This window comes from Vibrio sp. V30_P3S12P165, assembly GCF_009904905.1.
In the GTDB taxonomy this organism is placed as follows: Bacteria; Pseudomonadota; Gammaproteobacteria; order Enterobacterales; family Vibrionaceae; genus Vibrio; species Vibrio fujianensis.
This window is the reverse complement of sequence record NZ_WXWH01000037.1, coordinates 35,101-48,112: the sequence shown is the minus strand read 5'-3', so window position 1 is coordinate 48,112 and position 13,012 is coordinate 35,101. Positions and strand designations below refer to the sequence as shown.

Below are 13,012 nucleotides of genomic sequence, written 5' to 3'. Positions count from 1 at the left end.
AAGAGAGCGAGTTTAGCGTTTGAACCGTAGTGATGCAATCGGCGGTGAATCGTTTTTCTCTTTTCGCTAGGGTTTGATTATTTTTAGCCGAGCACATTAATAAACTCAGTTACAGGCCATCAGGTGGATTATGCATTAGCTCTTTTTCTGTCAAAAGCATCGTAACAAGCAGATTTTGAAGTTATTTCCCTGTACACTGGGGTCAACAAAACCTAGTGTTAAATAACAGGTAATTAAGCCATTAATGTCGCTCTAATGAAGAAGTCCTCAAGCTAAAATGAATTAAGCCGATAAAGTCATTAGAGTATTTTCATGGTCAATATGAAGCAAGGGGGCAATATGGATTTTGATTTCTATCTACCCTGTCAGCCTGAGTGGCTTTGTAAGCCTTTCATCGCAATTTTTAGCCTATTGTTATTGATTGGTTTGGCCCTATTTATCCGAATTGGCTATCGAGAATACCTAAAGATTCAACGAGCCAAAAGCGTCAAGCGTCAACGTCGTGTCCATTATCGTGACCGTAAAGGTGGCAAAAATGGTCGACCGACTAACATCAAAAAATAACATTAAGAGAGATTATCGAGCAACGTTTGATACTTTTTCTCTAGTGCATGATTTCCTGCTCGCTGTTCTAATTCAATTAATAATTGTAATGATGCTTTTTGATAGCCATATCGTTGATGTAGCTGCATTAAATGGATACGTGCCGAGTTAAATTCGTTGTCATCCATTTGTAGCTTAGCCAATTGGAGTAGCGAATTCATTCGCGTGGGATCGTGTTCCAAGGCGCGTTTAAAATATTGTTTAGCTTTGAGCGCATCATTAGCTTTTAGGGCACAGAATGCCGCGTTTTCGTAACTCGCAGGGATCAAATAGTAATAAGGTTGCTCTACTGCGCGTATAAAAAACTGATCCGCTTTTGCGTAGTCTCCTTCTTTGCATAAAAATGTTCCGTAATTATTGAGCACGTTACCATTGTGGGGGTTATCGCGCAGTGCTTGTTGATACAAGCGCGCCGCTGATTTTTTTTCACCAACGGTTTCAAAGTAATGTGCCATAGACAGTTGCGAGCGATAGTAGTGAGGAGCGTGTTGCAGGGCGATTTCTAAATTTTGACGAGCTTTGATCCTACTACCGTTTTCTAAATAGCCAAGTCCAAGTTCGATGCGTGACTCTGCCATTTCAATTGGCGTACTGAGCGATTCCGCTTGTTCTTGTTCAGTAATGGTCACGCAGCCCATTAGCCCTATTGATAGAGTTAATGCTGACAGGTATTTCATGGCGTTGCTCCTTAAGACTCAAACCGAAGCTTGGTATATAAGCCATGATAGATAAATCGAACCAAGCAAGAATAGCGTAAGAAAAACAATGCGAGCCAGTTGGCAATCTTAGTGTATCCAAAGCGTGAGGCGCTGCTTTGGATACGATTGATGGAGGCTAGTCGTCTCTAGTAAATCGATCTTCACTAAAGTGTTCGAGATCGTAGGGAGTTTGTTGATATACGCAGTAGTTGAGCCAGTTAGAAAATAATAAATGTCCATGGCTACGCCAACTTGCTCTCGGCTGATTATCTGGATTGTCGTTAGGGTAATAATTAATTGGGATAGGGGGCTGTAGCCCTTCAGCTAAATCTCGCACATATTCTTGATGGAGTGTGTCGGCATCATACTCGGGGTGACCAGTGACAAATACATGGCGTTTATCTTTTGTTGTTGCTAAGTAGACGCCCGCCATCTCAGACGTGGCGAGAAGGTCTAAATCAGTCTGTTGTGCTAGGTAATCCGCATCAAAATCAGCGTAGCGAGAATGTGGAGCAAGGAATGTATCATCAAACCCTCGTAATAGGGGATGAAAGGATTGATGGATATTGTGGTAATAAACCCCAGACAGTTTTTCAGGTCGAGTCTGTTTGGGCAGGTTATAAAGTAGCTTGAGTGCAGCTTGAGCAGCCCAACAAACATATAAGGTAGAGGTTACATGCTCTTTGGCCCATGCCATTATGCGTTGTAGATGGTTCCAGTAAGCAACGTCTTCAAACTGTACTAAACCTAAAGGTGCACCGGTAATGATTAAACCGTCAAAATTACGATGTTGAACCTTATCAAATTGACGGTAAAAAGCGTTAAGATGTTCTTCGGGGGTATTTTTACTGGGCCGATCATCAATCCGCAATAACTCAATATCGACTTGAAGCGGAGAGTTAGATAATAGGCGCAAAAATTGAGTTTCGGTCTCGATTTTCTTCGGCATAAGGTTCAAGAGAAGAACTTTTAACGGTCGGATTTCTTGGGTTGAAGCGCGAGATTCAGCCATGATAAAGATATTCTCTTTGCGTAAAACATCAGTAGCTGGTAGTTGATCGGGAATTTTAATTGGCACGACATTCTCCCTGACTTTTTGTGGACGTCTATACTTCTAGACTTATAGCGTAGTTGTTGGAAAAAGTCGAGAGTAAAATATTGGTCTTAATTTAATGTATACCCCAATCACTTGGAGTTGTAGGTAGGCGACAAGTGCGTGAACCTCCATGAGCATAGACAGGCGATGTGATTGGGGTGAACGAACGTAGCCAATACCCCTGCTAGGAAGGGCATAACTGGTTAACTATTTGCACTGCCAAGTGATTTGGATAAACAAATGGATGAATTCATGATGGCTTTATCGCTTATTTTGATTCGTGGACTTCCTGGATCAGGAAAATCAACGCTTGCTAAAACATTACCGGCAATACACATAGAAGCCGATATGTATTTTATCAATGAGCACGGTGACTATTGTTATCGCCCAGAAGCGCTATCTCAGGCTCATACGTGGTGTCAACAGCAGACGGAGTATTGGTTAGCACGGGGCGAGAGTGTTGTTGTCGCGAATACGTTTGTCCGCCAATGGGAGATGGATGCATACCGTCAGTTAGCTCAAAAGTATCAAGCTCTATTGGAGATTAAAGTATGCCGAGGGCAGTTTGATAATATTCATCATGTGGATACCGCCACTGTCGCTCGCATGCGTAAACAGTGGCAAGAATAGCGTTTAATCTCGATGCACGAGCGATCCTTTACCTGTACGTTTAAATTGCCACCAAGCTAGACACCCCCACCCTAGGGTTTGTAAGCAAAGCAGTGTCCATTGTGGAGCGATCTGTCGCCATTCTGCCCCCATTTGATTCAAAGCTAAAAAACCTTGAATCCCAGGTGTGCTGGGAAATAAATTCGCTAACCATGTGATAGGTTTAGGAAGCGCTTCAATTGGCCAAATAAAACCAGCCGAGAAAACTAATGGCAAGGAGCTGAATAAAACAATGACCGTGACCAGCTCTCGTCTTGGCGTTAATGCTCCAAGCCAAATACCAATGAAGCTGGCACTTAGGAGAAATGGAAATAACAAGCAAAGAAGATCAATCGGTTGTGCTAATGTATTAACGCCTAAACGGCTAAAGCTTGCACCAAAGTAATATAGGCTTAATAGATAATAACAGGCTGAAAAGAGAAGGCTACGTATGAGAATTAAGCGAAGCGGTGACACTCGGCTCCAATATCCGTTACCTTGCTTTTGCGTCCCGACCAGTAAGCCGACAGCCATGATCAGAGTTTGGTGCAAAATAAGTACAAAAACAGCTGGAACTACATAATCTATGTATCCCATACGAGGATTAAATGCCGGTTTTTGATTTGATTTTAGTGAGAAAACATGATCGAGAGCGATACTTAGTGGTTCCCCCTCGACGATTAGGCGGGAAATTTTGACTTTCGCAGCTAAAGTTCCTCCTGCTTGCGCTAAACCTTCAACGATCGTGCCATAGACCAGAAAATAGGCCGCATCTCCGGCGTAGGCTAGCGTTGGGCTTTTCCCAAGCAGTAAGTCTTTATAAAAGTGTTCAGGAATTACTAAAATTCCGCTGACATCACCATGTAGAAAAGCCAGTTTAGCGTCCTCAATAGAAGGATCGCGCTGAACAATACGCACTTGAGGTGTTGCGTCGACCATTCGTTCAAGTTGATAACTGGTTTGACTTTTATCCAAATTCACCACGGTGATGGGCAGCTCTCTTGGTGTTTGTTGGCTATAGGGAAGCGGATAGAGGAAGGAATAAAAGACAACCCCACCTAACATCGTTAGCATGACGACAGGATTCGTGAGTAGTGCTTTAAGCTCCGCTTTCAATAGTTTAAACAAGGTCATGTTCACCCCCTGATACGGTTTCTTTATTTTGATGTTTACGGATCAAGGCAAGGGTGAGCCATAGTGGAATAAAGTAGCCGATCATTGGAACTAAATGATGCAACGATTGAAGGGCAGTTAGCCCATAATTGACCTGTGAAAGCTGTACTTCAATATAGTGACTAATTGGTAATAAGTTTCGCCAAATTAAAGCAAGGCTATTCATATCTGAAGCTGGAAAAGTAACGCCCATGAAGGCAAAACTTGGTGCTGTGAACGCACCAGCAAAGCTCATCGCTCGTGCTGGATCGAGAGTCAGAAAATAAAAAAAGCAGCCCATGATAATACAGGCGATTACGGTAATCGCTTGAGCAAAAAAGATCACAGAGAGGCTACCGTGCATTGGCCATTGCATAAATCGATAAAAACAGACAAGAAAAATAATGCCCTGTAGTAGAAAAATAATTGCATAAGGAGTCAGGGTTGCGGTTAAACGTCGTAGCGGTCGATCCTCGAGCCAGTGGTGTAGACCATATTCTCTATAATTGGCGGTTAAGATCATAATAGTTAGAACGACAATAAAGATTTGCCATACAGCAGGCACGGCGGCTGAGACTAAAAATTGGGTATAATTATTGTTTTTATTAAATAAGGGGGTCATTTGGGTTTGGACAGGAACAGCCCTTCCCATGGCACTTAGCGGTGTTTGATTACCATGAGCTAAGGTTTTTAGCCCTTCTATTTGTGCGTTAAGGGTTCCTTGAGCTTGAAGAATGGCTGAATTGATCAAACGTCCTACTAAGATGTATTGGCTAGTATAAAAAGAGGTTACTTTGGGTTGTTCTCCTCGATAAACTTTTTTATCAAACTGCGGCGGAATGATTACGTAGGCATAAATTTGACTAGTGATTAAATCATCCTTTGCTTGCGCAACGGTTTGATATTGGTGCGTAACGGCAAGGGTTGAAGATGCATCTAAATAGCGAGTCAGTTGACGTGAGAGCTGGCTTTGTGACAAGTCCACAACCCCCACCGGCAAATTGTGTAGCACTCCTTGTGAGAAAATCCACCACAGTAAGGCTCCGATGCATACCGGAACCCATGTTAAGCAAGAGAGTAGCCAATGATCATGGCGTAATAATTGCCATTGTGAAGGTAGATGATGCAGCATAGCTCAGAGCTCAACAGCGACAGTCATACCCATTCTTAAGCCTTCTACAGCCTGAGTCGGGCGAGCTTCAACTTCAAAGGTTCGTAGATCAAAACCTTGAGTGGCATCGGTAGAACGCCAAGTCGCAAAATCACCCATCGCGGCAATATGAGTGACTTTAAACTCAATGGATTGATTTAAAGCGGGAAGAAAGGCTTTGAATGTTTGCCCTTTTGCGAAGTTTTGTAGTCGATCTTCCCGCACATTAAATACTGCCCAAGAATCTTGTGTATCAATTACGGTGACGACAGGAAAACCTTGCGGTGCTAACTCTCCATCATGCAGAAGTACCTGAGAAACTTCACCGTTAAACCAGCTTTCTATACGGGTATCTGCTGCATAGGCTTCAACTTCAGCAACGGCACCTGCTGCCATCCGCTCTTTTTCTAATGCCGCGAGAATGGTTTCTTTGCGCGCTCCTTCCTTAGCCATTTCGTACATTTGAAAGGCTGCGCTTTCTGTATGTTTAGCCGCTTGCCATTGAGTGTTTGCTTCATCACGTTTCTGCTCAGAAATCACCCCGTCTTTATAGAGGTTATTTACCCGTAGATAGGTCTTTTGGGCAAGGTCTGCGGCAGCTTTGGCCGTTAACCATTGATCACGTGCGGCATGAATTTGTTGGTTGCGGGATCCCTTTTCTGCTTCTTGAACTAAAGCTCCAGCGGCTTTTTGACCTGCTAAAGCTTGTTCAAGTTTCGCTTCAATTTCCGGGCTATGTAGCGTGAATATCAACTGTCCCTTTTTGACTTCATCCCCCTTACGAACAAATACCTGATCGATACGCCCAGGAACTTTTGATGAAATGCTGTATTGTTGCGATTCAATTTGTCCCTGAATACGCATGGGCTGAGGCTGATAGGCCTGATAAAATTGGTAGCCGATCCAAGTGATAGCTGTGATGGTAGTGATAGTAAGAAGAGCCAATTTCACTGCTTTCATGATGGTTCCTTTTGTGAAGTCAGGTCTTGGGTAAATTGCATTGTTAGGGGGATAGCCATCTCTGTATAGTGTGAAAATGTGTTCATTTCACTAGAGAGGGCCAAGAGTTTACACAAGGAAATGAGATAATTAAATCCGGCGACAGCTTGTTGAGTACGGATGCTAGCGACATAGAGTTCAGCATCCACCACATCTAAAGAGGTGGCAAGACCTTGGTTAAAGGCCGACTGCCGAAGAATTAGATTTTCCCGTGCGAGGGATAAGCTAGAATCAAGGCCTTGTACTTCTTCGAGCGCTTGTTCTGCTTCCTTATAGGTTTTTTCAACCAAAACCGTAAGATCTTGTTTGGCTTGAGCGCGTAAAAAACGGACTTGTGAAACCGTGCTATTAGCCGCTTTTACCTGCTCACTTCGTCCAGTATTTTCAAGAAGAGGAATACTGACACCGATACCGACCATCCAATCTGGTTTCATTTGGCTAGCCAACGAGTCATCGTCATGTAAACTATAGTTACCAAAGGCATAAACCTCTGGATAGTATTTACCTTTTTCTGCTTTAATCAAACTGCTGGCTTGCTTCTCTTTTGCCGCGAGTAATTGTAAGCCTGGGTAGGTAGACAACGTCTGTTCAACAAAGGCGGATAGTGGTGGTAAGCTCTGGTTGATAAAAAGCGGGCCACCCGGTTCAACAAGCTGATTTTCATTTAATATCTGAGTCAGTGCACTTTGAGCGATATCGAGATCTTTTTCTGCTTTTTTACGATCAATCATCGCTTTATCTAGCGAGGCTTCTGCTTGTAAGCGTTCAACGCGTGCAATTTGCCCCTGTTGCTCAAGTTTTAATGCATTGTTTCGGTGCTGGGTTAGGCCTTGCTCTACCGCCACTCGAGTTTTGAGCACCTCTTTTGCTAACACCACGCTATAGTAATATTTCGCTAAATCTTCATAACGAGCTTGTGTCACCATCGCCAGTTGACTTTGTGCTTCTTCTTTTTTCCCTTCAGCGGCAGTCTGTGCGGCATTAATTCGCCCTCCAGTAAAAATGGGCCATATTGCTCTAATGGAAGAGCTAAATATATCGCGTTCAGATAAATGAGTGGTTATCTTAGCAGGATTAATATTCGAGTTAGAAAGTAACCCCGCAATTATCGACGCCATTGAAGAATCTACCGTTGTATTCTCAATCAGCTGCTTGCCTGATACGGAAAGTTCTTTATCCAGCCGAGTGTAGGTGGCCCCTAGTGTAATACTAGGCAAATCAAGAGCACCTGACGCATTTTGCAAATATTGATAACGTTCAACATTGGCTCTTTCTGCGGCTAATGAATGGTTACTTTGCTGCAAAATTTCCCAAGCTTGCTGGAAGGAAATGGGGGCGGCCGATACTGATGAAATACCCTGTAATGAGCATATCAAGAGAGTGAGTGATTTTGGCTTCATCTTTCCGTTCAGAATTTGGTTTAGAGTTAATACTCTATACTATAGATTTTCTACTGGCTTGAGTAGTTTTTTGTTATGACCAAAATCAGGTTGCTGATTCGAAAACTCGAACCAGCAATGTGTTTATTTACTCATTTTATGAGAAATGGTAAGGGCATAAGAAATCGGCTCGCCATACAAGGTGTTTTGTCCCTTGCATTGTGGTCAACACATCCTTTCCTGACATTTGTGGGAACGCAAGCAAGACGCGTAAACTCTGGCTGTCTTCGGCTTCTAATTCATACGCTCGGACATGAGTAAACGTCGAAAGGAGATGCTCGTTTAGCATGTCTCGTGAAAGGCATATACCTAAAGCATCTTTTTCCATTTTTACTATCCTCCTGACAATGTAAGGGTGAGCTAACTACCATGATTTAATAATTATAATTTAGTCTAGAATGGTAATAACTTTTACGCCTTAGATGATTATATAGGGTAACAATCGGATTGGGTAAAAAATAAGCAAATCTTAGTGTGATCAACCGCAAGTTTTGAAGTGCAAATTTGCAAAAAATAGTTAATAGATTTATCAGTATTTTTCGTCCTTTTTATTTATTTTATTCCTTTAAATCATTATGTTAAAAATGATGATTTTCAATGAATGTTCTTTCATGAAATGGATTTATATGGTGCGTTTTGCAGACCAACATGAACGCAAGTTTTGTGCTTAGTGTGGAAAGTACTTTTTGCTCTGTCTTTGAAATATCAGCGATAGCTAACAAAATAGAGAGTCAATATTGTGTGGTTGATTATATTTACGAAAAGTTGGGTGTATACTAAAGAGATGGAACTATATCGTCGACTTGCCTTAAAGATGTGAGCACTATGAGTAATTCAAGCAGTACTATTTTATTAGAAAGCGGCACTAACGAACTCGAAATTATTGAGTTCCACTTGGAGAAACTGTTGCCTAGTGGTGAAACAAAAACTTGTTACTACGGTATTAATGTGGCCAAAGTTCGAGAAGTGATCCGGGTGCCAGAAACCACAGATTACCCGAATGCTCAGCCTCACATGCTCGGTGTTTTTTCTTCACGCGATATTTTAACCCCTTTGGTGGATCTCGCCGGGTGGCTGGGGGTGCCAACTCGAAAAGGTGTCGATAATAAGTATGTGATTGTGACTGATTTTAACCGCATGACAAATGGTTTTCTGATTGACAGTATTAGCCGCATTCACCGCATATCCTGGAATGATGTTGAGTCACCAAGTCAGTTTCTTGAATCTGGTGAACAAGATTGTGTGGTAGCGGTAGTAAGAAAAGAAAATAAATTGATCATGATTCTGGATTTTGAAAAGATCATTGCTGACATTAATCCAGAACTAAGTATGGAAAAATATGACGTTAAAGTCGATCGTTCTGTTGATCTTAATCAGAAAATGGTGACCAAGCGTAATGCAAAAACGGTGATGGTCGTCGATGATTCAGCTTTTATTCGGAGTTTAATCCAAGATACCTTAAGCTCTGCTGGTTATAACGTTATTGCTTGTAAAGATGGTGGGGAAGCTTATGAAAAGTTGATGGATATTCAACGTATTGCTAACGAAGAAAAGCTGCCGGTCAGTGAGTTAATTAACGCTTTGGTGACCGATGTAGAAATGCCTCGAATGGATGGAATGCATTTGGTCAAGCGGTTACGTGAAAATGAGGCCTATAATAATACTCCTATCATTATGTTTTCGTCATTAATGAGCGATGATAACCGAGCAAAAGCATTATCATTAGGCGCGAATGATACCATTACTAAACCTGAAATTGGTCGGTTAGTCAGTATGATGGATGATTGCATTTTTTAACCATCTTGGTTTCAAATAGGTACTATGACGAACATATTTATTATCCTTGCATTATTGGTTATTTTCTTCGTTTTTATTCAGAAGTACGTTATTCGTCAAGAAAGTGACAAAGATTACTCTTATAAGAAGCAGGGGGCATTACTGAATGCTTCTGAAAGTACTTTTTATCATGCATTAAGAGCAGCAGTGGGTGACCATGGTATTGTGTTAGCTAAAGTAAATATGGCAAATGTCGTTACCCCTGGGAAGAAGTTAAAGAAAAAAAGCCAGTTTGCTGCCTATCAGCGAATCGCTAAAAATTATTTTAACTTTATTGTGTGTGACGCTCGTAGCTTAGAGCCAAGAGTTATTATTGAATTAGACGATGGTAAACCATTAGTTAAGGGTAAATTAGAAAGACAAAAACTTTTATTACATGTTTGCCAATCAGCTAATATCCCATTGATTGGGGCCACCATCAAATACAGCTATCAAGTGGGGAAATTGCGCCGACTACTTGCTGCGCATATTGATTTGATTGAACCTGATAAAGAAATCCGCTTTTGTAAACGCTGCGGTAGCCCTATGGTTATAAAGGTTGCCAGCCAAGGAGAATTTAAAGGGCGAAGATTTTTTACTTGTAGTCGTCAACCTCACTGCACTTATACTGAAAATTACAATGTAGTTTATGAGTTAGAAGAGGTGGAAAATCATCAGAAAGATCTTGAAAATTAAAGAGTCTCAATCTGGGATGAATCGTAAGAAACCTTGGAGGTTTGACAAATTCTAACTTGATTTCGACCATTTTGTTTCGCTCGGTATAGTTCTAAGTCTGCTAGTTTTATTAATTCATTTAAGTTATCACCTTCTCGGTATTCACAGATGCCAACACTGAGTGTGAGCTGAATCCGTTTGTTATGATGAGAGAATAAGTGGTTCGCCATAATATCACGTAATCGTTCACCTACATGTTCAGCTTGACTCAGTGAATGGTCAAATAGCGTGATACAAAATTCTTCGCCTCCGATTCTATAGACATTACTGTCACCGACAATATTAGCGAGTAAGTGACTGGTATCCATCAAGACTTTATCTCCAGCATCATGACCAAATTCATCATTGATTTGTTTGAAATAATCTAAATCAAGAATTAAAAGACATAGTGAAGATTGGTTGTCTTTATGATGTTTAAAATTTTGAAAGGCCGCATTGAGTGATAAACGATTGTGAGCTCCTGTAAGAGAGTCTCTTGATGCTAAATAAGTTAACGTATTTTCAATTTTATTTCGGTTAAACTCATAGCTGTGGGCAATAATCCAGATGCCACAATAGCAAACGATGAGATTGATCAAGGTTACTTCGCTGTTGTAACCGGTTGGATGCAATGATTGGTGAAAAATATTGAGTATTTGGATTGTGAGAACGAGTCCGGTGATGAGTTGTGCTTGCTTTAAGCCTAACAAAACATACAAAAGGACTGGGCAAAGTAGGCTCCATAAAAACAGACCATTGCCCATTGGCTGGCTGTAGGTAGCAATGCTAATAATAGTGACTAAAAAATAGGCATACCACCGAATGTGTCGACTAGAGTGTTGGTTCCGTTTTGTCAACTGATGGATATAGGCTGAATGGCAAGCAAACAATAATTCTAAGCCAGCTAAAAAGTAGAATTGTTGATAGGTAATATTGAACATGGCAAAAAATAGAGCCATAGCCGTCATAAACAGGCTTAACCGAGTTAGAACTGATGTTCTTAACGCATGCGAATTGCCAAATAACTTTGCATCCATGTTTTAAAGACTCAATTGCATATTACCTAATTCATATGCGCTATAGTACTTATTTGGTTTCAGCAATCAATAATATTTTTGAATCTAAATCACAAAAAAAGAAGTCGTTTTGGTTAGCTATTTTATTCGTGCTTGTGGATGTTTACCTTCCATTATCACTACAGTGCCATGTTTATGGCTTAATTCCGCAAGTGTGGCGAGTAAAAAAACAGCAAATTGGTGATGTAAAAGCCAATCAGTTCAAAAACATAGAAAATAGACTTGCACTAGCTAACATCAATCGCTAATATCCTCCTCGTTCTCAAGTGATGCGTCCGTAGCTCAGCTGGTTAGAGTATCGCCTTGACATGGCGGGGGTCGGTGGTTCGAGTCCACTCGGACGCACCAAAGAGAATGTTACTTTTGCGTCTGTAGCTCAGCTGGTTAGAGTATCGCCTTGACATGGCGGGGGTCGGTGGTTCGAGTCCACTCAGACGCACCAGTTTATGTAACAAAGCCCGCTATTTATTGGCGGGCTTTGTCGTTTTTGGCGAATCGGGAGCGGTTGGATCTATTATAACTAATAGAGACGTATGAACACTATTGTGTTAACCCACAAGGCTCGATTCTCAAACTTGTGGGTTGATTCCGGTCGTTTAATTACGCTTTGGCGACGTTCACTCTAAACAGCACAGCATAAAAGAGCGGGATCACGACTAAGGTCAGAATGGTGGCAAACAGCAAACCAAACATAATGGTGACCGCCATACTCTTAAAGAATGGGTCTACCAAAAGTGGAGCCACACCTAAAATCGTGGTGAATGCGCCTAGCAGAACTGGGCGTGCACGGCTGACCGCCGCATCAATGATTGCGAAATAAGCTTGTTTACCTTCGCGAATTTCCGCATCCGCTTGGTCAACCAACACAATCGCGTTTTTCACCATCATACCAATCAAGCTTAGGAAACCGAGGATCGCCATAAACTCGAATGGGGTTTGAAAGGCGATAAGGCCAATGGTGACACCCACGACGGCAAAAGGAGCCGTCATCCAGATCACGAGTGGCTGACGCAGTGCGTTAAACATAAACACCACTGCGAGAATCATCGCCGCGAAGCCGTAAGGCGCGGAGATCGCTAAGCCTTCGTTGGCATCTTTCGAGGCTTTGTATTCACCGTACCAAATCAGCTCATAGCCAGCAGGTAGTTCAATCTGCTCGATTTTTTCGCGCACATTATTGAACGCATCAGCCGTCATCACACACAGCTGTCACTAAGGTGCCGAGCAGTATCGCACAACTGACTGCGAAATATTTATCAATAGTTGATGGCTCTGACGTGGTGTTACAACAGTGGATTATAGACGCAATGGAGGATGGGCGTATTCGACATGGTGAAAGCAAACTCATTGCAATGATGATGATCAGTCAATTTCATGGTTGTTTTTTATGGCCGCAGTTAATTGCTAACTATGAACTGCCTGATGCGACCAGTCAAATTAAGTTACTAGATGAAATCACAAGAGTGTTTCTTTGTGCTTATGCGGTTAATGAAAGCCACGAAAAAGGGATTTAGTCGAGGGTCGGAATCATTTGCAACCAGGTACTGGGAAAGTGTGAACCGTATAACGATATGTGAGGCTCATTCACTACACACTATGGAATATGATTAATTTTCTTGGCT

At 41.8% G+C, this 13,012-nt stretch carries 14 protein-coding genes, 2 tRNA genes and 1 pseudogene; 8 read left to right on the top strand and 9 right to left on the bottom strand.

The features are described from left to right. The first annotated feature begins 339 nt into the window (after window positions 1–339). The gene (locus CAG57_RS08380) at window positions 340–564 is read left to right on the top strand and encodes a hypothetical protein (RefSeq protein WP_161427251.1); all 225 of its coding nucleotides are present in this window, start codon (window positions 340–342) and stop codon (window positions 562–564) included. A 2-nt stretch (window positions 565–566) separates the two neighbouring features. Here CAG57_RS08380 and pilW read toward each other — a convergent pair whose 3' ends face one another. Together pilW and metA are read right to left on the bottom strand one after the other, a co-directional pair. Continuing rightward, a complete protein-coding gene (pilW, locus tag CAG57_RS08375; protein WP_161427248.1) occupies window positions 567–1,280 on the bottom strand; it encodes a type IV pilus biogenesis/stability protein PilW in 714 nt (237 codons plus the stop codon). 157 nt (window positions 1,281–1,437) lie between these two features. Further along, complete coding sequence (gene metA, locus CAG57_RS08370) at window positions 1,438–2,379, bottom strand: homoserine O-acetyltransferase MetA (protein ID WP_099612518.1); 942 nt, start codon at window positions 2,377–2,379, stop codon at window positions 1,438–1,440. Between the two features lie 273 nt (window positions 2,380–2,652). Between metA and CAG57_RS08365 the strand changes: the two genes are divergently transcribed. Beyond that, window positions 2,653–3,027, top strand: a complete 375-nt coding sequence (locus CAG57_RS08365; protein WP_099612664.1) for an ATP-binding protein — start codon at window positions 2,653–2,655, stop codon at window positions 3,025–3,027. Between the two features lie 3 nt (window positions 3,028–3,030). Here CAG57_RS08365 and CAG57_RS08360 read toward each other — a convergent pair whose 3' ends face one another. The 5 genes from CAG57_RS08360 to CAG57_RS08340 form a co-directional block, all read right to left on the bottom strand. Continuing rightward, window positions 3,031–4,179 carry an ABC transporter permease gene (locus CAG57_RS08360; protein ID WP_099612517.1) on the bottom strand — a complete coding sequence of 383 codons (1,149 nt, stop codon included), beginning with the start codon at window positions 4,177–4,179 and terminating at the stop codon, window positions 3,031–3,033. Next, entirely contained in the window at window positions 4,166–5,329 is a 1,164-nt protein-coding gene (locus CAG57_RS08355; RefSeq protein WP_099612516.1) for an ABC transporter permease, read from the bottom strand. Before CAG57_RS08355 ends, CAG57_RS08360 begins: the two co-directional genes overlap by 14 nt. Before the next feature lie 3 nt (window positions 5,330–5,332). Further along, the gene (locus tag CAG57_RS08350; RefSeq protein WP_099612515.1) at window positions 5,333–6,307 is read right to left on the bottom strand and encodes an HlyD family secretion protein; all 975 of its coding nucleotides are present in this window, start codon (window positions 6,305–6,307) and stop codon (window positions 5,333–5,335) included. Continuing rightward, a complete protein-coding gene (locus CAG57_RS08345) occupies window positions 6,304–7,746 on the bottom strand; it encodes a TolC family protein (protein ID WP_161426807.1) in 1,443 nt (480 codons plus the stop codon). The genes CAG57_RS08350 and CAG57_RS08345 overlap by 4 nt, the downstream gene beginning before the upstream one ends. 136 nt (window positions 7,747–7,882) lie before the next feature. Further along, window positions 7,883–8,113 carry a hypothetical protein gene (locus CAG57_RS08340; RefSeq protein WP_161430523.1) on the bottom strand — a complete coding sequence of 77 codons (231 nt, stop codon included), beginning with the start codon at window positions 8,111–8,113 and terminating at the stop codon, window positions 7,883–7,885. A 497-nt stretch (window positions 8,114–8,610) separates the two neighbouring features. Here CAG57_RS08340 and CAG57_RS08335 point away from each other — a divergent pair, with 497 nt between their 5' ends. Both CAG57_RS08335 and CAG57_RS08330 read left to right on the top strand, forming a co-directional pair. Then, the gene (locus CAG57_RS08335; protein ID WP_161433871.1) at window positions 8,611–9,582 is read left to right on the top strand and encodes a chemotaxis protein; all 972 of its coding nucleotides are present in this window, start codon (window positions 8,611–8,613) and stop codon (window positions 9,580–9,582) included. 24 nt (window positions 9,583–9,606) lie between these two features. Next, window positions 9,607–10,296 carry a DUF2726 domain-containing protein gene (locus CAG57_RS08330; RefSeq protein WP_099612512.1) on the top strand — a complete coding sequence of 230 codons (690 nt, stop codon included), beginning with the start codon at window positions 9,607–9,609 and terminating at the stop codon, window positions 10,294–10,296. Here CAG57_RS08330 and CAG57_RS08325 read toward each other — a convergent pair. Further along, window positions 10,293–11,351: a GGDEF domain-containing protein gene (locus CAG57_RS08325; protein WP_161433869.1), complete on the bottom strand. Its 1,059-nt coding sequence runs from the start codon at window positions 11,349–11,351 to the stop codon at window positions 10,293–10,295. The two genes, CAG57_RS08330 and CAG57_RS08325, sit on opposite strands and share 4 nt — an antisense overlap. 35 nt (window positions 11,352–11,386) lie before the next feature. Between CAG57_RS08325 and CAG57_RS08320 the strand changes: the two genes are divergently transcribed. From CAG57_RS08320 to CAG57_RS08310, 3 genes are all read left to right on the top strand, one after another. After that, the gene (locus CAG57_RS08320; protein ID WP_099612510.1) at window positions 11,387–11,638 is read left to right on the top strand and encodes a hypothetical protein; all 252 of its coding nucleotides are present in this window, start codon (window positions 11,387–11,389) and stop codon (window positions 11,636–11,638) included. A 23-nt stretch (window positions 11,639–11,661) separates the two neighbouring features. After that, window positions 11,662–11,738, top strand: a tRNA-Val gene (locus CAG57_RS08315). 17 nt (window positions 11,739–11,755) lie between these two features. Further along, window positions 11,756–11,832, top strand: a tRNA-Val gene (locus CAG57_RS08310). Window positions 11,833–11,990: 158 nt separating this feature from the next. On the opposite strand, the pseudogene CAG57_RS08305 reads toward CAG57_RS08310, so the two are convergent. Further along, window positions 11,991–12,590: pseudogene (locus CAG57_RS08305) on the bottom strand (efflux RND transporter permease subunit); the annotation flags it as partial. Window positions 12,591–12,607: 17 nt separating this feature from the next. On the opposite strand from CAG57_RS08305, the gene CAG57_RS08300 reads away from it, so the two are divergent. Beyond that, the gene (locus CAG57_RS08300; RefSeq protein ID WP_161426904.1) at window positions 12,608–12,904 is read left to right on the top strand and encodes a TetR/AcrR family transcriptional regulator C-terminal domain-containing protein; all 297 of its coding nucleotides are present in this window, start codon (window positions 12,608–12,610) and stop codon (window positions 12,902–12,904) included. The last annotated feature ends 108 nt before the right edge of the window (window positions 12,905–13,012 follow it).